Annotated in this window: 19 protein-coding genes; 14 read left to right on the forward strand and 5 right to left on the reverse strand. The window is 69.0% G+C overall.

The annotated features are described in order from the left end of the window. Positions 1-16: 16 nt before the first annotated feature. The gene (locus IV088_RS16235; RefSeq protein ID WP_291104221.1) at positions 17-1,198 is read left to right on the forward strand and encodes an MFS transporter; all 1,182 of its coding nucleotides are present in this window, start codon (positions 17-19) and stop codon (positions 1,196-1,198) included. On the opposite strand, the gene IV088_RS16240 is transcribed toward IV088_RS16235, so the two are convergent. Then, positions 1,184-2,578, reverse strand: coding sequence for a chloride channel protein (locus tag IV088_RS16240; protein ID WP_291104222.1), 1,395 nt, complete (start codon positions 2,576-2,578; stop codon positions 1,184-1,186). The two genes, IV088_RS16235 and IV088_RS16240, sit on opposite strands and share 15 nt — an antisense overlap. Positions 2,579-2,719: 141 nt before the next feature. On the opposite strand from IV088_RS16240, the gene ssb reads away from it, so the two are divergent. Together ssb and IV088_RS16250 are read left to right on the forward strand one after the other, a co-directional pair. Continuing rightward, positions 2,720-3,226 (forward strand): single-stranded DNA-binding protein, encoded by a 507-nt coding sequence (gene ssb, locus IV088_RS16245; protein WP_291104224.1) that lies wholly within the window; start codon positions 2,720-2,722, stop codon positions 3,224-3,226. Between the two features lie 136 nt (positions 3,227-3,362). Beyond that, on the forward strand, positions 3,363-4,682 hold the full coding sequence (locus IV088_RS16250; RefSeq protein ID WP_291104226.1) for a DUF3422 domain-containing protein: 1,320 nt from the start codon (positions 3,363-3,365) through the stop codon (positions 4,680-4,682). A 236-nt stretch (positions 4,683-4,918) separates the two neighbouring features. On the opposite strand, the gene IV088_RS16255 is transcribed toward IV088_RS16250, so the two are convergent. After that, the gene (locus tag IV088_RS16255) at positions 4,919-5,695 is read right to left on the reverse strand and encodes a DUF4395 domain-containing protein (protein WP_291104228.1); all 777 of its coding nucleotides are present in this window, start codon (positions 5,693-5,695) and stop codon (positions 4,919-4,921) included. 9 nt (positions 5,696-5,704) lie between these two features. After that, positions 5,705-6,004: a hypothetical protein gene (locus IV088_RS16260; RefSeq protein ID WP_291104231.1), complete on the reverse strand. Its 300-nt coding sequence runs from the start codon at positions 6,002-6,004 to the stop codon at positions 5,705-5,707. A gap of 232 nt (positions 6,005-6,236) precedes the next feature. Here IV088_RS16260 and IV088_RS16265 point away from each other — a divergent pair, with 232 nt between their 5' ends. The 5 genes from IV088_RS16265 (at position 6,237) to IV088_RS16285 (ending at position 11,808) form a co-directional block, all read left to right on the forward strand. Further along, positions 6,237-6,956: a class I SAM-dependent methyltransferase gene (locus IV088_RS16265; protein WP_291104234.1), complete on the forward strand. Its 720-nt coding sequence runs from the start codon at positions 6,237-6,239 to the stop codon at positions 6,954-6,956. 130 nt (positions 6,957-7,086) lie between these two features. Further along, positions 7,087-8,061: a LysR substrate-binding domain-containing protein gene (locus IV088_RS16270; protein WP_291104236.1), complete on the forward strand. Its 975-nt coding sequence runs from the start codon at positions 7,087-7,089 to the stop codon at positions 8,059-8,061. Positions 8,062-8,167: 106 nt separating this feature from the next. Continuing rightward, the gene (gene tcuA, locus IV088_RS16275; RefSeq protein WP_291104239.1) at positions 8,168-9,601 is read left to right on the forward strand and encodes an FAD-dependent tricarballylate dehydrogenase TcuA; all 1,434 of its coding nucleotides are present in this window, start codon (positions 8,168-8,170) and stop codon (positions 9,599-9,601) included. After that, entirely contained in the window at positions 9,588-10,769 is a 1,182-nt protein-coding gene (gene tcuB / locus IV088_RS16280) for a tricarballylate utilization 4Fe-4S protein TcuB (protein WP_291104246.1), read from the forward strand. The genes tcuA and tcuB overlap by 14 nt, the downstream gene beginning before the upstream one ends. A 61-nt stretch (positions 10,770-10,830) precedes the next feature. Beyond that, positions 10,831-11,808, forward strand: coding sequence for a tripartite tricarboxylate transporter substrate binding protein (locus IV088_RS16285; RefSeq protein WP_291104248.1), 978 nt, complete (start codon positions 10,831-10,833; stop codon positions 11,806-11,808). 145 nt (positions 11,809-11,953) lie between these two features. Here IV088_RS16285 and mnmA read toward each other — a convergent pair whose 3' ends face one another. Both mnmA and IV088_RS16295 read right to left on the reverse strand, forming a co-directional pair. Then, a complete protein-coding gene (gene mnmA / locus IV088_RS16290; protein ID WP_291104250.1) occupies positions 11,954-13,081 on the reverse strand; it encodes a tRNA 2-thiouridine(34) synthase MnmA in 1,128 nt (375 codons plus the stop codon). A 131-nt stretch (positions 13,082-13,212) separates the two neighbouring features. Continuing rightward, positions 13,213-14,028, reverse strand: a complete 816-nt coding sequence (locus IV088_RS16295) for a metal-dependent hydrolase (protein ID WP_291104252.1) — start codon at positions 14,026-14,028, stop codon at positions 13,213-13,215. 298 nt (positions 14,029-14,326) lie between these two features. Here IV088_RS16295 and IV088_RS16300 point away from each other — a divergent pair, with 298 nt between their 5' ends. The 6 genes from IV088_RS16300 to IV088_RS16325 form a co-directional block, all read left to right on the forward strand. Then, positions 14,327-15,154 (forward strand): class III extradiol ring-cleavage dioxygenase, encoded by an 828-nt coding sequence (locus IV088_RS16300; protein ID WP_291104253.1) that lies wholly within the window; start codon positions 14,327-14,329, stop codon positions 15,152-15,154. An 11-nt stretch (positions 15,155-15,165) separates the two neighbouring features. Further along, positions 15,166-15,786: an esterase gene (gene ypfH / locus IV088_RS16305; protein WP_291104255.1), complete on the forward strand. Its 621-nt coding sequence runs from the start codon at positions 15,166-15,168 to the stop codon at positions 15,784-15,786. Between the two features lie 10 nt (positions 15,787-15,796). Then, entirely contained in the window at positions 15,797-16,264 is a 468-nt protein-coding gene (locus tag IV088_RS16310; RefSeq protein WP_291104257.1) for a hypothetical protein, read from the forward strand. A gap of 164 nt (positions 16,265-16,428) precedes the next feature. After that, complete coding sequence (locus tag IV088_RS16315) at positions 16,429-17,481, forward strand: extracellular solute-binding protein (protein WP_291104259.1); 1,053 nt, start codon at positions 16,429-16,431, stop codon at positions 17,479-17,481. Positions 17,482-17,484: 3 nt separating this feature from the next. Beyond that, positions 17,485-18,600: an ABC transporter ATP-binding protein gene (locus tag IV088_RS16320; protein WP_291082770.1), complete on the forward strand. Its 1,116-nt coding sequence runs from the start codon at positions 17,485-17,487 to the stop codon at positions 18,598-18,600. 7 nt (positions 18,601-18,607) lie between these two features. Next, on the forward strand, positions 18,608-19,386 hold a 779-nt coding region (locus tag IV088_RS16325; protein WP_291104262.1), incomplete at its 3' end, for an ABC transporter permease.

Below are 19,386 nucleotides of genomic sequence, written 5' to 3' on the forward strand. Positions count from 1 at the left end.
CGCAGATGCCCACCGCATGACGCCGGCCGAACGGCGTGCGAGCGGCTCGCTGGCGGCCATCTACGCGCTGCGCATGCTGGGCCTGTTTCTGGTGTTGCCGGTGTTCGTGGCGGAAGCCAAGTCCTATCCGGGTGGCAACGACCCCTGGCTGGTGGGCCTGGCCATGGGCGCCTACGGGCTCACCCAGGCCATGCTGCAGGTGCCTCTGGGCATCGCTTCGGACCGGCTGGGCCGCAAGCCGGTGATCCTGGCCGGGCTGGCGCTGTTCGTCCTGGGCAGCCTGGTGGCGGCCTGGGCGCCCAGCCTGACCTGGCTGGTGGTCGGGCGCTCCATCCAGGGCGCGGGGGCCATTTCGGCCGCCGTGACCGCGCTGCTGGCCGACCTCACGCGCGACCAGGTGCGCACCAAATCGATGGCGCTGGTGGGCATCAGCATCGCGCTCATGTTCGCCCTGTCGCTGGTGCTGGCGCCGGTGCTGGTGCCGCACATCGGGCTCGCCGGCCTGTTCCTGCTGACCGCGGCGCTGGCGCTGACCGGCATGGCCGTGGTGGCCTGGGTGGTGCCGCCCGAGCCGCTGCAGCACCAGGTCCAGTCGCGGGGCGGCCTGCGCGAGGTGCTGCAAAACGCCGAACTGTTGCGGGTGGACCTGGGCGTGTTCGTGCTGCACGCGGTGCAGATCGCGATGTGGATGTCGGTGCCGGCGTTGCTGCTGGACGCCGGTATCGCCAGCGCCGAGCAGTGGAAGGTGTACCTGCCGGCGGTGCTGGGCTCGCTGCTGATCCTGGGGGGCTTCCTGTTCCGCCTGGAGCGGCAGGGGCATTTCAAGGCGGTGTACCTGGGCACCATCGCGCTCATCGTGCTGGTGCAGCTGGGCTTCTGGCTGACCCTGCGGTCGCCCTCGGTGTGGGCGGTGTCGCTGCTGCTGTGCCTGTATTTCGTGGGTTTCAACGCGCAGGAAGCCAGCCAGCCCAGCCTGGCCTCGCGCATCGCCGAGCCGGGCCAGCGCGGCGCGGCGCTCGGCGTCTACAACACGCTCATGTCGCTCGGCATCTTTGCCGGCGGCACGCTGGGCGGTCTGGTCGTCAAGACCTGGGGCAGCGCCGGCATCTTCGGCTTCAGCGCCGGGCTGATGCTGCTGTGGCTGGTGCTGGCCTGGCCGATGCAAGCCCACTCGCCCGCCGCTTCAGCGCGGCGCTGAGCCTGCGGCCGGCGGGCTCTCCAGCGGCACGTGCCCGCTGTGGGTGCCTCCCGCGAGGTCGCCACGCAGCGACCTCATCATCAAAATTGACATCGTGCTGTAGAGCGGCCGGCTGATCATCCGCGAGACCAGGCTGGACAGCAGCGCGCAGGTGATCAGGCTGAGCACCATGCTGTGGCCGTCGGTCATTTCCATCACGATGATCATGGCGGTGATGGGCGTCTGCGTCACCGCCGCGAGGAAGCCGCACATGCCCAGCGCGATGAGGGCGGCGGCGTGTGGCGAGTCGAACAGCCAGGCCACGTCCGCGCCCAGCCCGGCGCCGATCGACAGGCTGGGGCCGAACATGCCGGCGGGCACCCCGGCCCAGGACGACAGCCACGACGCGATGAACTTCAGGCCGGTGAACACCAGCGGGCGGTGGTGCTCGCCACCGTCGGGCGCCAGCAGCGCGTGGGTGTTGTGGTGGCCCACGCCCACGGCATCGCCCTGGGTGATCACCGCGATCACCGCGACAACCAGGCCGCACCCGGCCGCAAAGGTCACCGGCCGCTTGCGTCGGTAGGCGCAGAAACGGTCGGGCAGGCCGGTGAACGAGGCCAGCAGCAGGCGCGACATCAGCCCGCCGAGCAGGCCGCTGGCCACCGACACCACCAGCGCCGGCCCGATCAACACCCACCAGGACAGGTTCTCGGCCCGCACGCGGCCGAAATACGAGAGGTTGCCAAAGGCCGAGACCGACACCAGGCCGCCCACCACGATGGCGGCCAGCATCAGGCCGCTGCTGCGGTCCTGCAGGCGGCGCGACAGCTCTTCGATGGCGAACACGATGCCGCCCAGCGGCGTGTTGAAGGCGGCGGCGATGCCCACGGCGCCGCCGGCCACCAGCAGTTCGCGCGTGCTGATGTCGGTTTTGGGGGACAGCCAGCGTTTGGCGTGCAGCATCACGCCGGCGGCGATCTGCACCGAAGGGCCTTGCCGGCCGATTGACAGGCCCGCCAGCAAACCGCCGGCGACGGCCACGATCTTGACCATGGACAGCTTCAGCGAGACAAACCGGGAACGGCTGGCGATGGGGGTTTCCGGGGCCAGCGCCGTGAGCACCTGCGGCACGCCCGAGCCGGCCGTGCCCGGCGCCCAGCGCCGCACGGACCAGACGATCAGCGCGGTGAGCGCCGGGGTCCAGATCAGCGGCGCCCACCAGACCGCGCCCCTGAAGGACTGGTAGAGGTCAAACGCCGCGTCGGCCAGCAGCGTGAACACGACGATGGACAGGCCGGCCAGCACCGCGTATGCGATCACGATGGCACGGTCCAGCCACTGGCGTCCATCTCCCATCTCGTTGCGCAGGTTCTGCAGGAAGTCCGGTTCGCCTTTCATCGGGCGCAGTGTAGGGGTTGAAGCCCGGCCCCACCAGCGGCGGATGGCGGATAGGCCCGGGGCGGCACTTGCGGCACAATGGTTGACCTTTTTGCGGCCCGGGCTCCCGGCGCCGCCTGCTAATCCCCCTAGGGCACACACATGGCATCCGTCAACAAAGTCATCCTCGTCGGCAACTGCGGCCGCGACCCCGAAATCCGTTACCTGCCCTCGGGCCAGGCCGTGGCCAACGTGAGCGTGGCCACCTCCAGCCGCCGCAAGGACAAAAACAGCGGTGAGACCATCGAAGACACCCAGTGGCACCGCGTCACCTTTTATGACCGTCTGGCCGAGATCGCCGGCGAGTACGTGAAGAAGGGCCGCCCGATCTACGTCGAAGGCCGCCTGAAATACGGCACCTACGTGGACAAGGCCACCGGCGTGGAAAAGAACACCGTGGACATCATCGCCACCGAACTGCAGCTGCTGGGCGGCCGCGAAGGCATGGGCGGTGGTGAAGAAGGCGGCGCGGGCGGCGGTGGTGGCTACAGCCGCCCGGCACCGGCCTCGCGCCCGGCGCCCGCCGCACGCCCGGCCCCCGCGCCCGCTCCGGCGGCGGCCCGCCCGGCCAGCGGCTTCGACGACATGGACGACGACATTCCGTTCTGAGGAACCGCTCCCTGACGCCACGTCTTTCCTCCCGGACGTGGCCTTCACAACCCGCCGGGCGCACAGCCCGGCGGGTTTTCTTTTTTTGAGCCATGGCCCGAAGCGGCGGACCACCGGGTTTCGGCACAATCGCGGCATGGAACCCAACCCCTACCCGTTGCCCGCCGGTGACCCGCAGCGCGAGCTGCTGCACAACGAGGTCCACGCCCGCCCGCCCGCGCGGGTGCACCTGCCCGCCCTGGTGGTGTTTGTGGCGGTGTTCAACGAAGGGGTTTCGCGCGAGCAGGAATGCGAGCACCTGAGCCGCCTGCCCGGGCAGCAGGCGCTCACACCCGAACAGCTGCAGGGCAACTTCCTGCGCCTGCGCCTGCCCGGCTACACGCTCAAGTGGGAGCGCCACACCGAGTTCACCCGGTATTCGCTGGTGCAGCCGCTGCCCGCCGCCGCGCAGCTGGGCTCGCGCGATCCCGAACTGCTTTCGCACATCGTGCTGCCGCCCGGCTGGATCGCCGGCATTCCCGGGCGCACCTTCGCGGCCATCAAACTGGTCATGCTGCACGGCGACCTGCAACACCCGCAGGAGACCCTGGCGCAGGCGCGCACCTGGCTGGGCGAGCACACGGTGGTGGCCTCGCTCATGGGCAACAACGCGCATTCGATGGTGATCACCGACTTCATGCTTCGCGACTCGGGCTACGAGCGCATGCTGGTGGTGGCGCCCCCCGACACCACCGAAACCCGGGCCGGCCGCATCTCGCAGCGCCTGCTGGAGATCGAGACCTACCGCCTCATCGCCCTGCGCGGGCTGCCGGTGGCCAAGCAGCTGGGCGCGCTGCTGGCGCGGTCCGAGCAGCAGCTCGCCGACATCACCGCCCAGATGGAGCACAAGAGCGCCACCGACCAGGCCCTGCTCGATGCGCTGGTGTCGCTGGCGGCGGGCGTGGAGCGCGCGACCGCCGAACACGCCTACCGCTTCTCGGCCACTCGGGCCTACGACACGCTGGTCAGTCAGCGCATCGCGGAAATTCGGGAACAACCGATTCACGGCACGCAGACCATCGGTGAATTCATGCAGCGCCGGCTCTCACCGGCCATGGCCACGGTGGCCGCCACCGCGCAACGCCTGGCCTCGCTCTCCGAGCGCATCACGCGCACCAGCGCCTTGCTGCGCACGCGGGTGGACATCGCCACCGAAGCGCAGAACCAGCAGCTGCTCGCCAAGCTCACCAAGGGGCAGGAGCTGCAGCTCAGGCTGCAAAGCACGGTGGAAGGCCTGTCCATCGCGGCGATCTCGTACTACGTGATCAGCCTGCTGCTCTACCTGGGCAAGGCCGGCAAGGCCGCCGGCCTGCCGATCAACCCCGAGATGGCCGCGGGGGCGATGGTGCCGCTGGTGCTGTGGTCGGTGTGGCGCACCACCAAGAAGATCCACGAGACGCTGCACGCGGGGCATTGATTCCCCCCCCCCCGCGCCGCAGTACAGAGCCCACCCCCGTCGCTTGTTCGCTTCGCGTAACCGCTCCGCCCCTCAAGGGGCGATGCGAGTGGCCCGGCGAAGCCGGTTCCACCGCATCCTCGAAAGAAGTCACTGCGCGCCGGAAGGGAAGTTCCACCAGGGCACCGCCGGGCCGGCTTTGCCGGACGACCAGTGCCGCCCCCTGGGGGGTGACGCCATAGGCGGCGCGGGGGGAGTCAAGTGCATCCGTTGTGCAGCTTCCACTGGGCTTCGTGGCCGATCGCCTTGGCGAACGCCGGCACCTGGCAGCGCTCGGCTTCGGCTTTGGCATCGGCCGGCGCACCCGCCACAGGCTTGAGGCCCATGTCTTCCAGCGTGGCCATCTCGTCAAAGCCACCCGACACGGCACCCGTTGTGTCCACCCAGCCTTTGGCCAGTGTGATGGCACCCAAGAACAGCACCAGCATGGCGATTTGTGGCAGCTTCAGACCCCAGCCCACGCGCTGTGCAGGTACCTCGCACACGCCGCCCGGGCAGAGCTGCGCCTGCTCCTTGTTGAACAGGTTGTAGAGCTTGCAGCCCAGGCAGATGCCGAAGGCGGTTTCGAAGAACATCAGCGTGAGGCAGCTCGCGCAGACCAGCATGTTCAGCGGGCCCATGTAGCGGTTGAACACCATCAGGTAGAGCATGGCGCCTCCCAGCAGCAGGCCCAGGCCCCAGGCAAAACGCTTCTGCGGCGCGCCCACCCACTCGGGCGTCTGCTTGCGCACGATCCAGCCGCCGACGATCATGCTCGGGGCGTAGCGCGGGTTGACCATGCGCAGCGCCATGTCGATCAGGAACACGATCACGAACAGGCGCGTGGGCTGGTAGTTGGCGGTCAGCAGCGCGTTCATGAACGACACCACGGCCGGGAAAAACAGCAGGCCGGCGGCGGCACGCACCGTGCGCTCGTTGACCACCCGGATCGGGTAGCCCTCGACGGTGTCGCCGAACTGAACAATGCGATCCATGCGTGTCTCCTAATATAAGTGTGGGGTTGTACATGGATTGGGAGTGCGGCGCCAGCCCGAAGTTTCCCGCCCCTGTGCCGACGGTAAGGCCCCCAGCAGCAGCGCGCCCGCGCGCGAGGGCGCCACGCGCGTCACCAGCGCCAGCATGCGCAGGAAGGCCTCGGAGCGGTCGATCAGGCCCTGCGCCGCCGGCTGCCCCTGGCCCACGCGCAGCGGCGAGCGCTCGATGTTCACGTCTTCCTCGCCCTGCGGCGCGTGGTGCAGGTGCAGCACACGCTCGCGCTGCCCCGAGAGGCGCGACCGCGACATTGGGCACGGCGAAGTGTTGCGATACCTCGTTGCAGCGGCGCACGACCACACCGCGCTCCCGGATACGCCGGGGCCGGTAGGCCGCGGTGGCCGCCAGCGGTATTGCCGTCGAACACGATGTGCGGTTCAGGCAGGCCTTTGGCCATTGGATGGCACCTTCTTCCTATACTCGTTTGGGTCTCCATGAGAAAACGCAAGTCGCTGCCCATGCTGCGAGTTTGAGAGCATCTAAATGAATCAGACAAACGCCGATCCCGATCAATTGCCCGTCGTGCGTGACGAACTCGATGTGCTGGACGACCTGGCGCCTTTGGCCGAGCAACGCATCATCGAGCTGGGCTGCGGTGACGCCCGGCTGGCGCGCGCGTTGCTGTTGCGCCATGTGGGCAGCCAGGTGTTGGGGCTGGAGGTGGACGCCGTGCAGCACACCAAAAACGTTTCGAGTCCGCAGGAGCGGCTGTTGTTCGTGGCCGGCAGCGCCGAAGCCGTTCCCTTCCCCGACGCGGTCTTTGACGGCGCGATGATGCTCAAGAGCCTGCACCACGTGCCGCTCGACGGCATGGACGCGGCGCTGGCCGAGGTCGCGCGCGTGGTCAAACCCGGTGGCTGGTTCTACGTGAGCGAGCCGATCTTCGGCGGCGCGCTCAACGAGATCGTGCGCCTCTACAACGACGAGAACTCCGTGCGACGGGCCGCGCAGGCTGCCCTGGACCGCGCGCTGGCCGCCGGCACCCACTGGGAGGCCGCGGGCGAGCGGCGCTTCGCGCAGCCCGTGCACTTCAAGGACCGGACCGACTTCGAGCAGCGCATGCTCTATCCCAGCTTCGCCGACCACCACATCACACTCCCGCTGGTTGCGCGTGTGCGCGCCGCGTTCGATCCGCACTGCGGCCCCGACGGCGCCCACTTCGTTCGCCCCATGCACGTGCGGATGCTGCGCCGCAAAGTTTGACGGTGTGCCCATGACCGGGCGAATACCCGTGTGCGAGGTGTTCGGCGTCGGCCAATAATCCACCGGGTAGAACCGCAACCAGGCCCCGGCAGCAGGGCACCGGTTGTGCCACCCGAGACAAGGACGCTTCATGGAACTGCGGCAGTTGCGCTACTTCGTTCGCATCGTCGAGCTCGGCTCGATGAGCCGGGCGGCGGCGGACCTGGACATGGTGCAGTCCGCGCTCAGCCAGCAGATCACGCGGCTGGAGGGCGAGCTCTCCACGCGGCTTCTGCACCGCACGCCGCGCGGCGTCGCGCCCACCGAGGCGGGCGTGGCGTTCTTCCGCGAGGCGCAGCTCACCCTGCGCCATGCCGAGCAGGCCATGCGGGTCGCGCAGCAGGCGCGCCTGTCGGGCACCGTCAGCGTGGGGCTGGCGCCCACCACCTCGGCGGTGCTCGGGCTGCCGCTCATGCAGGCCATGCGCGAGCGTTACCCGGACGTGCGCCTGCACATGGTGGAGAGCATGTCGGGCCACCTCACCGCCATGCTCAACGCCCGCCAGCTCGACCTGGCGGTGCTGTTCGACACACGGCTGCACCAGACCCGGCAGGCCGGGGGTGGGCGGCGTTGGGGCGTGATGCCGCTGCTGGAGGAAGACCTGTTCCTCGTGCGCCGCGGCGCCGCGCCGCGCCTGCCGGCCGAGATCGCCATCGCCGACCTGGCCGACGAGCCGCTGATCCTGCCCACCGGTCCGCACGGCCTGCGCAGCACGCTGGACACGGCGTTCGCCGGCGCCGGCATCTCCCCCCGCGTGGTGCTGGAGGTGGACTCGCTCGCCATGGTGATGGCCGCGGTCGATGCCGGCCTGGGGTCCACGCTGCAACCCTGGGCGGCCCTGGGGCGTTACCCGGACGCCGCTCAGCGTTTCCAGTGCGCGCGCCTCACCGACGCCCCCGCGCGCCGCGTGAACCTGCTGTGCAGCCTGTCGGAGGACGAGCTGTCCCCCGCCGCGCTGGCCGCGCGCGTGGTGCTGATTCACTGCGTGCGCAGCCTGGTGGGTGAGGGGCGCTGGTTCGGCGCCACCGCCCTCGCCACCGTGCCCGACACCCATCACACTTCGTGATACCCCCATGACGTGAGCCCGCTGCACAGCGGGCGCTGGTCTTTCTACATTCCCTCATGCGCCGGATGCGTTCCAGCGCCCCACGAGAGAAAGCAGAAGGAGACCCATGTCAACGGACCCCGATGTCCTGGTGATCGGTGGCGGCAACGCCGCCCTGTGCGCCGCCTTGATGGCCCGCGAAGCCGGCGCCAGCGTGCTGCTGCTCGAAGCCGCGCCGCGCGAATGGCGCGGCGGCAACTCCGCCCACACCCGCAACCTGCGCTGCATGCACGACGCGCCGCAGGACGTGCTGGTCGACGCCTACCCCGAAGAAGAGTTCTGGCAGGACCTGCTGAAGGTCACCGGCGGCAAGACCAACGAGGCGCTGGCCCGGCTGGTGATCCGCGCCTCGTCGAACTGCCGGCCCTGGATGCGCCGCCATGGTGTGCACTTTCAGCCCGCGCTGGCCGGCACGTTGCACGTGGCGCGCACCAACGCCTTCTTCATGGGCGGCGGCAAGGCGCTGGTGAACGCCTACTTCCGCAGCGCTGAACAACTCGGCGTGCAGGTGCGATACGAAGCGCCGGTGGACCGCATCGAGATGCACCAGGGCCGTTTCGTCGCCGCCCACGTGAAGGGCGAGCGCATCACCGCCAAGGCCTGCGTGCTGGCCGCCGGCGGTTTTGAATCGAACCGCGACTGGCTGCGCGAGGCCTGGGGCCAGAATCAGCGCGGCGAATGGCCGTCGGACAACTTCCTGATCCGCGGCACGGCCTTCAACCAGGGCGTGCTGTTGCGCCACCTGCTCGACGACCACGGCGCCGACCGCATCGGCGACCCGACCCAGGCGCACATGGTGGCCATCGACGCGCGCGCGCCGCTCTACGACGGCGGCATCTGCACGCGCATCGACTGCGTGTCGCTGGGCGTGGTGGTGAACCGCGAGGCACAGCGTTTCTACGACGAGGGCGAGGACTTCTGGCCCAAGCGCTACGCGATCTGGGGCCGCCTGGTGGCGCAGCAGCCGGGGCAGATCGGCTACTCGATCATCGACAGCAAGGCCATCGGCCGCTTCATGCCGCCGGTGTTCCCGGGCGTCAAGGCCGACAGCCTGCCCGAGCTGGCGCACCAGCTCGGCCTGGATGTGGACACCTTCATGCGCACGCTGGACGGCTACAACGCCGCCTGCCGCGTCGGCAGCTTCGACCACACCACGCTCGACGACTGCCACACCGACGGCGTCACCCCCGCCAAGACGCACTGGGCGCGTCCCATCGACACCGCGCCCTATTACGGCTACGCGCTCAAGCCCGGCGTGACCTTCACCTACCTGGGCCTGCACACCGACGACACGGCGGCCGTGCGGTTCAACGACGTGCCGAGCGACAACCTCTTCGTCGCCGGCGAAATGATGGCCGGCAATGTGCTGGGCCAGGGCTACACGGCGGGCGTGGGCATGAGCATCGGCACGGCGTTCGGCCGCATCGCCGGCACGAACGCGGCCCGGGCCGCCCAGGCCACCCGCACCAACTCCACCGGAGCCCACCATGCACACGCTTGAAGCCCTCGCGCGCGACGCCAGCGCTCTGGCCAACGGCGAGACCGTGTTGTCCGTCCCCGAAACCGAAGTGGCGCGCCAGATGCAGATCTGCAACGCCTGCCGCTACTGCGAAGGCTTCTGCGCCGTGTTCCCGGCCATGACGCGCCGGCTCGAGTTCGGCAAGGCCGACATCCACTTCCTGGCCAACCTCTGCCACAACTGCGGCGCCTGCCTGCACGCCTGCCAGTACGCGCCGCCACACGAGTTTGCGGTGAACGTGCCACAGGCCATGGCCCAAGTGCGCGGCCAGACCTATGTGGACTACGCCTGGCCGCCGGCGCTCGGCCGGCTCTACCAGCGCCAGGGGCTCACGCTGTCGCTGGCGCTGGCCGCCGGCCTCGCGCTGTTCCTGGTGCTGGCCGTGGTGCTCCAGGGGCAGGGCCTGGGCGCGCTGTGGAGCGCGCCGGGTGGCGACTTCTACGGCCTCTTTCCGCACAACCTGCTCGTCGGGCTGTTCGCGCCGGTGTTCCTGTTCGCCACGCTGGCCCTGGCCCTGGGCGTGCGCCGCTTCTGGCGCGACCTGACGCCCGCCACCAGCGGCGCGCCGCTGTCGGCGCCCGCCACGGCCGAGGCGGCCGATGCCGTGCTGCGCCTGAAGTACCTGGACGGTGGCCACGGCGAGGGCTGCCACAACGAGGACGACGCCTACACGCTCTCGCGCCGGCGCTTTCACCATCTGACGTTCTACGGCTTCATGCTGTGTTTCGCCGCCACCAGTGTGGCCACGCTCTACCACTACCTGCTGGGCCAGCCCGCGCCCTACGACCTGCCCAGCCTGCCCAAGCTGCTGGGCGCGGTGGGCGGCGTGAGCCTCGCGCTGGGCACGGCGGGCCTGTGGCGCTTGAACCTGCGGCGCCACCCGCAGCACGGCGACGCCGCGCAACAACCCATGGACCGCGGCTTCATCGCCCTGCTGTTCCTCACCGCCACCAGCGGCCTGGCCCTGTGGGCGGCGCGCGGCACGCCCGCCCTGGCGCTGACGCTGTGCCTGCACCTGGGCGCGGTGATGGCGCTGTTCGCCACCATGCCCTACGGCAAGTTCGGCCACGGCATCTTCCGCACCGCCGCGCTGCTGCGCCACGCGGTGGAAAGGCGCCAGCCCAACCCCATCGGCCTGGGCGCCGACTGAGCCGGCGCTGCGGCCCGACCGTTTTCTTTCCCCCCACGAAACCCCCTGAGGAGACCCTCTCATGAACAAGCGACCCCGCTTGCGCGCCACCGCGCTCGCCCTTTCCATCCTCGCGCTGGGCAGCCTGGCCCAGGCCCAGGACTTCCCGCCCAAAAAACCCGTCACCCTGGTGGTCGGCTTCGCGGCCGGCGGCGCAGCCGACGCGGCCGCGCGCCTGATCGCCAAGAAACTCGGCGAGAACATCGGCCAGACGGTGATCGTGGAGAACAAGGGCGGCGCGGGCGGCAACATCGCGCACCAGTTCGTCGCCAAGGCGGCGCCCGATGGCTCGGTGCTGCTGTTCGGGTCCGTGGGCCCGCTCACCATCGCGCCGCACCTGATGAAGCTGCCCTACGACCCCTTTGTGGACCTCACCCCCATCTCGGGCGGCGTGTACTTCCCGAACGTGCTCGTGGTGCACAAGGGCGTGGGCGTGAAGACGCTGGCCGAGTTCGTGCAGCTGGAGAAGAAAAAGCCCGGCAGCGTGGACTTCGCTTCCACCGGCGCGGGCTCGGCCTCGCACCTGGCGGGGGAACTGTTCAACCAGCGCGCCGGCGTCGACATGGTCCATGTGCCCTACAAGGGCGGCGCGCCCGCGCTGCAGGACCTGCTGGGCGAACGCATCGCCTCGTACTTCTCGGCCCCGCCCACGGCGATGCCGCACATCGAGAGCGGCAAGCTGGTGCCGCTGGCCACCACCGGCCTCACGCGCCCGGCCTACCTGCCCCACATCCCCACCGTGGCCGAGGCCGGCTACCCCGGCTTCGAGGCGCTGAACTGGTACGCCTTCGTGGCGCCGGGCAAAACCCCCGTGCCACTGCTGGACCGCTGGAACCAGGAGATCGTGAAGGCGCTGAACGACGCGGGCGTGAAGGACGCGTTGAAGCACCACGGGCTGACCCCGCAGCCCACCACGCGCGCCGAGTTCGCGGCCTTCATGAAGAAAGAATCCGCCCAGTGGGCGGCCATCGTCAAGGAACGCAAGATCACGGCCGACTGAGCTCCCCCGGCCCGAATCCGCTTTCCCAGGCGCCGGAGCGCAACCCAGCCGCATGAAATGGCGCCACCCAGGGCACCGCCGGGCCGGCTCTGCCGGACGGCCAGTGCCGCCCCCCTTGAGGAGGGCGCGCGCAGCGCGGCGGGGGTCACTTCAAGGGCGCGTTGGCCGCCTCGGTGTGGATCACGCCGCCGCCCAGGCAGACCTCGCCGTCGTAGAGCACGGCGCTCTGCCCTGGCGTCACGGCCCATTGCGGTTCGTCAAACCGCAGCGTGATGCCCGTGGCGTCGGTGGCCAGGGTGCAGGGCGCGTCGCTCTGGCGGTAGCGCGTCTTGGCCGCGATCTGCGTGGCGGTCGGCGCCTCGCCCGCGACCCAGCTCAGGTCTTCGGCACGCAGGCTGGGCGAGAGCAGCCAGGGGTGGTCGTGACCCTGCACCACCCAGAGGATGTTCTTGTCCATGTCCTTGCGCGCGACGAACCAGGGCTCGTGCTCGTTGCCCCCCTTTTGCGCGCCCTTGGCCTTGATCCCTCCGATGCCCAGCCCCTGTCGCTGCCCCAGCGTGTAGAAGCTCAGGCCCACGTGTTTCCCGATGGTGCGGCCGGTCGGGTCCTTGATTGGGCCGGGCTCTTTCGCGATGTAGCGGTTCAGGAAATCGCGGAACGGCCGCTCGCCGATGAAGCAGATGCCGGTGCTGTCCTTCTTCTTCGCGTTGGGCAGGCCGATCTCGGCCGCGATGCGGCGCACCTCGGTCTTGGGCAGCTCGCCCACCGGGAACAGCGTCTTGCTCAGCTGCGCCTGGTTGAGGCGGTGCAAGAAGTAGCTCTGGTCCTTCAGCGGGTCCAGACCCTTGAGCAGCTCGTGTTTTCCCGTCGCTTCATTCAGGCGGACCCGCGCGTAATGGCCGGTCGCGATCTTCTCGGCGCCCAGGCGCATCGCGTGGTCCAGGAACGCCTTGAACTTGATCTCGGCGTTGCACAGGATGTCGGGGTTGGGCGTGCGCCCGGCCGAGTACTCACGCAGGAACTCCGCGAACACGCGGTCCTTGTACTCGGCGGCGAAGTTGACGTGCTCGATCTCGATGCCCAGCACGTCGGCCACGCTGGCCGCGTCCACGAAGTCGATGTTGGACGAGCAGAACTCGCTGTTGTCGTCGTCCTCCCAGTTCTTCATGAAGATGCCGATGACCTCGTAACCCTGCTCTTTGAGCAGGTGCGCGCTCACCGCGGAGTCCACGCCGCCGCTCAAACCGACCACCACACGTTGCTTGTTTGCCATCCGGGGATTATCCCAAGCCCGGCCAGGGCGCGCCCCGCGGTCGAACTTGTCACGCCCCGGCGGTGGGGTCAACCGCTGCAGAAGCGCCGGCTTGCGGTGAGGGCGCTCCGGGGGCTCCGTCCATCGGCGGGTCAGTGGACCTGCAGGGCCTGCTGCGTGAAATGCGCCGACAGCTCCGCGATGTTCGCGGGAATTTCGTACTTGTGCGGCGTGTACCCGGGCATCATCGACCTCGCCCGCATGCCCGAGGTGGAGGCCAGCGACATCAGGTGGTGCTTGAGGCGAATGCGGCAGCGTTCACCGTGTCGCGGTATGTCGGCCGCGCTCATGATCTTCTCGCAGTCGGCATAGAAGCGAAGCATGTGATGCTGCGCGGACCAGCACATGCGAACCCGGTACAGCGGATCACCGATCAGGTGCCGGTAGACATCGAACGCGACATTGCGGTGTTCGATCTCCTCCACCAGGTGCCACTTGAACAGGTTGCCAAACGCCGGGTTGGTGCGGTGGTGGTCGTACAAGCCGCTGTTCAGCATGAAGATGCCCAGCTGCGTGGTGTACGACTCGAAACCCTCGATGTAGCCGATCCGGAACCGATCGGTCCCGTCGGCCAGGTAGCCATCAAATTCGGTTTTCAGCCGGTCGAGGCGTTCCTGCAGGCCGGGGTAGCCGTGCGCCAGCACGACCTTGTTGAAATCGATGTGGCGCTGGTAGTGCTGGGCTTCCTGGCGGCTGAACCGGTCGACGTCTTCGCGCAGCCGGTCGTCGCGGATGCGGTTCATCACACGCCGCAGCGATTTCACGAAGAAGGGTTCCACCTGGCTGACGTAAAGCCCCATCGCACTGTGCTGATACGACAGCTTGGCGTTGCCCGCGATGTACAGCGGATGGAAGTCCTCGCTGGCGGGTACCTCGAACTGCATCGTTCGAACGGGAATCGGATGCATGGCAACCTCCTGGATTCCGGACGCGCTTGCCGTGGCAGGGGCCCTCGGCCGCGCGTCGAACCAATATACGCACTTCGACGGTGTGTGCCTACTGCGGCCGTGCCCGCGCCGACAGATGGCGGCCTGATCCAGGTGGCCAGGGTCGGCCGCGGGATGGGGCGTCGTCCAGCGAGTGCCGCCACCGGTCATCAAAAAAATTGACCACGGACGGCAAAACCCGCGAACGCCGGCGTCTGGTGCGGGGGCTACAGTTTCCCCATGGCGCGCACCGCTGCTGGCGCGCCGAAAGGAAACCACCATGTCCCGTCTGCCCGCCCTGTTCATGTCCCACGGCTCGCCCACCTTTGCCATCGACCCCGGCCTGGCCGGCCCGGCGCTCACCGCGCTGGGCAAGACCTTGCCGCGGCCGAAGGCGATCCTGATCGTCTCGCCGCACTGGATGACACGCGAGCCGCGCGTGGCCACCACGCCGCGCCCGCAGACCATCCACGACTTCGGCGGCTTTCCGGCGGCGCTGTACCAGCTGAACTACCCCGCGCCCGGCGCCCCGGACGTGGCGCAACGCGCCCTTGAGCTGCTGCGCGCCGCCGGCTACGCGGCCGAGGCCGACCCGCAGTGGGGCATGGACCACGGCGCCTGGGTGCCGCTGCTGCACCTGTTCCCGGCGGCCGACATCCCGGTGTTTCAGGTCTCGCTGCCCGCGCGGCTGGACGGTGAGCGTGCCTACGCCTATGGCCAGGCGCTCGCGCCGCTGGCAGAAGAGGGCGTGCTCATCATCGGCTCGGGCAGCCTCACCCACAACCTCTACGAGGTGCGCTTCGACGCGCCCGACGCCCACAGCGAAACCTACGCGACCGAGTTCGCCGCCTGGATTCACCAGACCCTGCGCAATGGCGACCACGCGCGCCTGCAGCAGACCATGGCGGTGGCACCGCACGCCCAGCGCTCGCACCCCACGGCCGAGCACCTGTGGCCGCTGATGGTGGCGGCCGGCGCGGCGGGCGCCGAGGCGCCGGTCACGCGCATTGACGGTGGCATCACCTACGGCGTGCTGTCGATGGACTCGTACCTGTTCGGCGCCATCCCGTCGGTGGCCGAAGCGCCGGCCCTGGCCGAGGCCGCCTGATGGAGCCGCTGATGAACACCGACGACCTGATCGTCCACCCGCCCAGCGAGGCCGCGCTCGAGCTGGTGCTGCTGTTCCACGGCGTGGGCGCGAGCCCCGAAGGCCTGGTGCCGCTGGGCCAGGCACTGGCGCGGCCCGACCGCTGGGTGGTCAGCGTGCGCTCGCCGTTCCCGTCCGACATGGGCGGCGGCTGGCAGTGGTTTTCGGTGCGCGGCATCGACGAGGCCAACCGCGTCGAGCGCATCGCCGCGGTGATGCCGCGTTTTGTGCAGACGGTTCAGGCCTGGCAGGCCCGCACCGGGCTGGACGCCACGGCCACGGCGCTGGCCGGCTTCTCGCAAGGCGCGATCATGGCGCTGGAATCCATGCAGCAGGCGGTGCCGCTGGCCTCGCGCGTGGTGTCGATGGCCGGGCGTTTCGCCGAGCCGCCGCGGGTGGCGCCGGCCGGCGTGTCGCTGCACTTCATCCACGGCGCGCAGGACATGGTGATCCCCGCAGCCCACAGCGTGTCGGTGGCCGAGCGCCTGCGGGCGCTGGGCGCAAGCCCGACGGTGGACGTGCTGCCCGGGCTGGGCCACGGCATCGACGAGCGGGTGCTCGCGCTGCTGACCCGCGCGCTGGACCCGGCCTGAGCCCGTCGCCATGAACACCCTGTACCTGGACATCGGCGCCACCGACACCACGGCGGTGCTGTCGCTGCCGGACGGCGGCGAATCGCGCTGGCACCTGCCCATCGGGTGGGCTGTGCTCTGGCCCGGACCGGTCGGGCCGTCGGGGCCGTCGGCGCTGGCGATCGAGCAGGCGATCCAGACCGTGGAAGACCAGGTTGAGCGCCTCGCGGGCCACATCCCGGCGGGCGCCCGCCTGGTGGTCGCGGCCGGCGCCATGGCGCCGCTGCAACGCGCAGGTGCCATTTGGGGCCTGGCGCACGAGGCCATTGCGCGCGCGCAGATCGAGCGCGAGTACCAGCAGCTGGCGGCGCGGTCGGTGGGCGCACCCTCCGCCAAGGGCAGCGGATTCGACGATCCGGCGGGTGACGCGCTGGTGCTGATCCTGCGCGAGTGCCTGCACCACCTGGGGTTTGACGCGGTGCACCTCACCGCGGCCTGAGCGTGAGCGCCGCCGGGGCGGCGGCTGTCACGCGGTTTTCACGGTATTGACTTATGGTGGGCTTTGCCGGATTCTGCGTCTGGCCGTCACCCCGGGCCCACACGCGCTGTGGCGCCATCCCAACCCAAGCCCACCTTGAAAGCGATCTCCCCATGAAGAGCAAGTTGTCCCGCGTTGTTCTGGCCACGCTGTTGCTGGCCGCTGGTGCCGCACAGGCACAAGACAAGACCCTGCGCCTGCTGACCTGGGCCGACTACGTGCCCAAGGACGTGCTGGAGCAGTTCACCAAAGAGACCGGCATTAAGGTCGAGGTCACGCTCTCGAACAACGAAGAGATGATCTCCAAGCTGCGCGCCACCGCCGGCGCCGGCTTCGACCTGGCCCAGCCCAGCCAGGACCGCATCGCCGGCCCGCAGGGCGAGTTCAAGATCTACAAGCCCATGGACCTGAGCAAGATCAAGTCCGATCTGTTCATCGCGCCCATGCTCGAAGCCACGCGCCTGAACACCTCCATCGACGGCAAGGTCTATGGCCTGCCGCACATCTGGGGCACCGACGGCCTGGTGATCAACACCAAGACCTCCAAGGCGGCCGATTACAACGACCTCTGTGCGGCCGACAACGCCGGCAAGGTCAGCATGCGCCTGAAGCGCCCGACGCTGATCGCGTTCGCGTTCGCCAGCGGCAAGAACCCGTTTGCGCTCTACAGCGACGCCAAGGCCTACGGCGCGCTGATGGACGACGTGGGCAAGGCGCTCACCGAGTGCAAGAAGAACGTGAAGTTCTACTGGGACGGCAAAGACCAGTTGCTCGCCGGCATGCGCTCGGGCGAGCTGACCACGGCCATGATGTGGGACACCGGCGGCTGGGGCCTGAACAAGACCAACCCCGAGATCAAGTTCGTCGCACCCAAGTCGGGCGCGCTGGGCTGGGTCGACACCTTCGCGCTGCCGGCCAAGGGCAAGAACGACGAGGCCGCCTACGCCTGGATCAACTTCAACATGCGCCCCGAGATCGCCGCCAAGGTGGCGGGCTCTGCCGGCAACTTCACCGCCAGCAAGGGCGCCGACCAGCTGATGGACCCGGTGCTCAAGAAGCAGTTCGCCGAGAGCTTCCCCGAGGCCGCGATCAAGAACATCAAGTGGTACCCGGCCGTGCCCGCCGGCATTGAAGACATCGAAGGCCGCGTGCTCGACCGCGTCAAAGCCGCCCAGTAAGCGGTGCCCACACCCGGTGCCGCATCCGTCGGCGACAACGATCTCGAAGTCCTGGCCGTCGACAAACGCTATGGCGCGTTTGCGGCGGTCCAGGCCCTGAGCTTCAACGTCCGCCGCGGCTCGTTCTTCTCCATCCTCGGCCCCTCGGGCTGCGGCAAGACCACGCTGCTGCGCATGGTCGCGGGCTTCATCGCCCCCGACAGCGGCGACCTGCGCATCAAAGGCGCGTCCATGCTCGGCGTGCCACCCAACCGGCGACCGGTGAACATGGTGTTCCAGCACCTGGCGCTGTTTCCCATGATGAGCGTGGGCGAGAACATCGCCTACGGGCTGGCGCGACGCGGCGTCAAGAGCCCAGCCATCAAGGCCAAGGTCACCGACATGCTGCAGCGCGTGGGCCTGCCCGGCAGCGTCGACAAGCGCATCGACCAGCTCTCGGGCGGGCAGAAGCAGCGCGTGGCCATCGCGCGCTCGCTCGTGCTGGAGCCCACCCTGCTGCTGCTCGACGAGCCGCTGGGCGCGCTTGACCTGAAACTGCGCGAGCACATGAAGGTCGAGCTCAAACAGTTGCAGGCGGAGATCGGCACCACCTTCGTCTACATCACGCACGACCAGTCGGAAGCGCTGGTGATGTCGGACCAGGTCGCGGTGATGAACCAGGGCCGCTTCGAGCAGGTCGGCAGCCCGCAACAGCTGTACTACCAGCCGGCCACGTCCTTCGTGGCCGGTTTCGTGGGCAACAACAACCGTTTCGAGGGCCACGTGGAGCAACTCAATGGAGCCCAGGTGCAGCTGCGCACCGGCAGCGGCATGGCGCTGTGGGCGCAGGCCGTGGGCACGGTCTCCGTGGGCCAGACCGCGGTGCTCTTCGTGCGGCCCGAGGCCATCGAGATCGGGCGCAGCCCGCGCGAGCTGCCGGCTGGCGACCCGGCCTGGAGCGCGGTGGTCGACAGCGTGCTGTTCGACGGCGGCAACTCCACCGTGCAGGTGCGCGAGACGCGCAGCAACACGCCGCTGCACATCGCCCTGCCCCTCACCGGGCGCCTGGCTGATCTGAAGCCGGGCGAAACGGTGCACTTCGCGTATCAGAGCGCGCAGGCCTGGTGTTTCGGGGCATGAACCCACCATGAGCGAAAGCACCCACCGCCGCTTCTTCCTGGGTGTGTTGTTGGCGCCGGCGTTGCTGTGGCTGCTGGGCCTGGTGATCCTGCCGCACATCGAACTGCTGGTGCTCTCGCTGCAGGCGCGCACCGGGCCAGGCGAGTACGGCTTCAGCCTGGAGCAGTACCGCACCTTCGTGGACGAGCCGCTGTACTGGAACACCTTCGTGCGCACCGCCACGCTCTCGGTGCTGGCCACCGTGCTCACTCTGTTGCTGGCGTTCCCGGCCGCCTGGTACATCGCCAAGGTGGCGCGTGGGCGCGCCAAGACCGTGCTGCTGGTGCTGTGCCTGCTGCCGTTCTGGGTCAGCGAGATGGTGCGCACGCTGGGCTGGCTGATCCTGCTGCGCGAAACCGGTGTCATCTCCAGCCTGCTGCAAAGCGTGGGCCTGGCCGATGCACCGGTGGAGCTGCTCTACCGGGATGCCACCATCCTGGTCGGCTTGGTCTACGCCTCGTTGCTCTTCATGGTGATCCCGCTGGTCAACAGCCTGGAAAGCCTGGACGACAGCCTGATCGAAGCCGCCTACGACCTCGGCGGCAGCACCGCCAACATCGTGCGCCGCATCGTCATCCCGCACGCGGCGCCGGGCATCGCGGCCGGTTGCATCGTGGTCTTCATGCTGTGCCTGGGCAACTACCTCACGCCCACGCTGCTGGGCGGCAAGAACTCGCTGTGGTTCACCGAGCAGATCTACACGCAGTTCATCACCCGCTTCAACTGGAACCAGGGCGCGGCCTTCGG

Origin of the sequence: Hydrogenophaga sp. (assembly GCF_018780075.1) — a bacterium.
In the GTDB taxonomy this organism is placed as follows: domain Bacteria; phylum Pseudomonadota; class Gammaproteobacteria; order Burkholderiales; family Burkholderiaceae_C; genus Hydrogenophaga.

What these genes read in the sequence shown, in the direction of transcription:
- IV088_RS16235 (WP_291104221.1), top strand. Translation starts at nt 17, where the DNA reads ATGACGCCGGCCGAACGGCGTGCGAGCGGCTCGCTGGCGGCCATCTAC.
- IV088_RS16240 (WP_291104222.1), bottom strand. Translation starts at nt 2,578, where the DNA reads ATGAAAGGCGAACCGGACTTCCTGCAGAACCTGCGCAACGAGATGGGA.
- ssb (WP_291104224.1), top strand. Translation starts at nt 2,720, where the DNA reads ATGGCATCCGTCAACAAAGTCATCCTCGTCGGCAACTGCGGCCGCGAC.
- IV088_RS16250 (WP_291104226.1), top strand. Translation starts at nt 3,363, where the DNA reads ATGGAACCCAACCCCTACCCGTTGCCCGCCGGTGACCCGCAGCGCGAG.
- IV088_RS16255 (WP_291104228.1), bottom strand. Translation starts at nt 5,695, where the DNA reads ATGGATCGCATTGTTCAGTTCGGCGACACCGTCGAGGGCTACCCGATC.
- IV088_RS16260 (WP_291104231.1), bottom strand. Translation starts at nt 6,004, where the DNA reads ATGTCGCGGTCGCGCCTCTCGGGGCAGCGCGAGCGTGTGCTGCACCTG.
- IV088_RS16265 (WP_291104234.1), top strand. Translation starts at nt 6,237, where the DNA reads ATGAATCAGACAAACGCCGATCCCGATCAATTGCCCGTCGTGCGTGAC.
- IV088_RS16270 (WP_291104236.1), top strand. Translation starts at nt 7,087, where the DNA reads ATGGAACTGCGGCAGTTGCGCTACTTCGTTCGCATCGTCGAGCTCGGC.
- tcuA (WP_291104239.1), top strand. Translation starts at nt 8,168, where the DNA reads ATGTCAACGGACCCCGATGTCCTGGTGATCGGTGGCGGCAACGCCGCC.
- tcuB (WP_291104246.1), top strand. Translation starts at nt 9,588, where the DNA reads ATGCACACGCTTGAAGCCCTCGCGCGCGACGCCAGCGCTCTGGCCAAC.
- IV088_RS16285 (WP_291104248.1), top strand. Translation starts at nt 10,831, where the DNA reads ATGAACAAGCGACCCCGCTTGCGCGCCACCGCGCTCGCCCTTTCCATC.
- mnmA (WP_291104250.1), bottom strand. Translation starts at nt 13,081, where the DNA reads ATGGCAAACAAGCAACGTGTGGTGGTCGGTTTGAGCGGCGGCGTGGAC.
- IV088_RS16295 (WP_291104252.1), bottom strand. Translation starts at nt 14,028, where the DNA reads ATGCATCCGATTCCCGTTCGAACGATGCAGTTCGAGGTACCCGCCAGC.
- IV088_RS16300 (WP_291104253.1), top strand. Translation starts at nt 14,327, where the DNA reads ATGTCCCGTCTGCCCGCCCTGTTCATGTCCCACGGCTCGCCCACCTTT.
- ypfH (WP_291104255.1), top strand. Translation starts at nt 15,166, where the DNA reads ATGAACACCGACGACCTGATCGTCCACCCGCCCAGCGAGGCCGCGCTC.
- IV088_RS16310 (WP_291104257.1), top strand. Translation starts at nt 15,797, where the DNA reads ATGAACACCCTGTACCTGGACATCGGCGCCACCGACACCACGGCGGTG.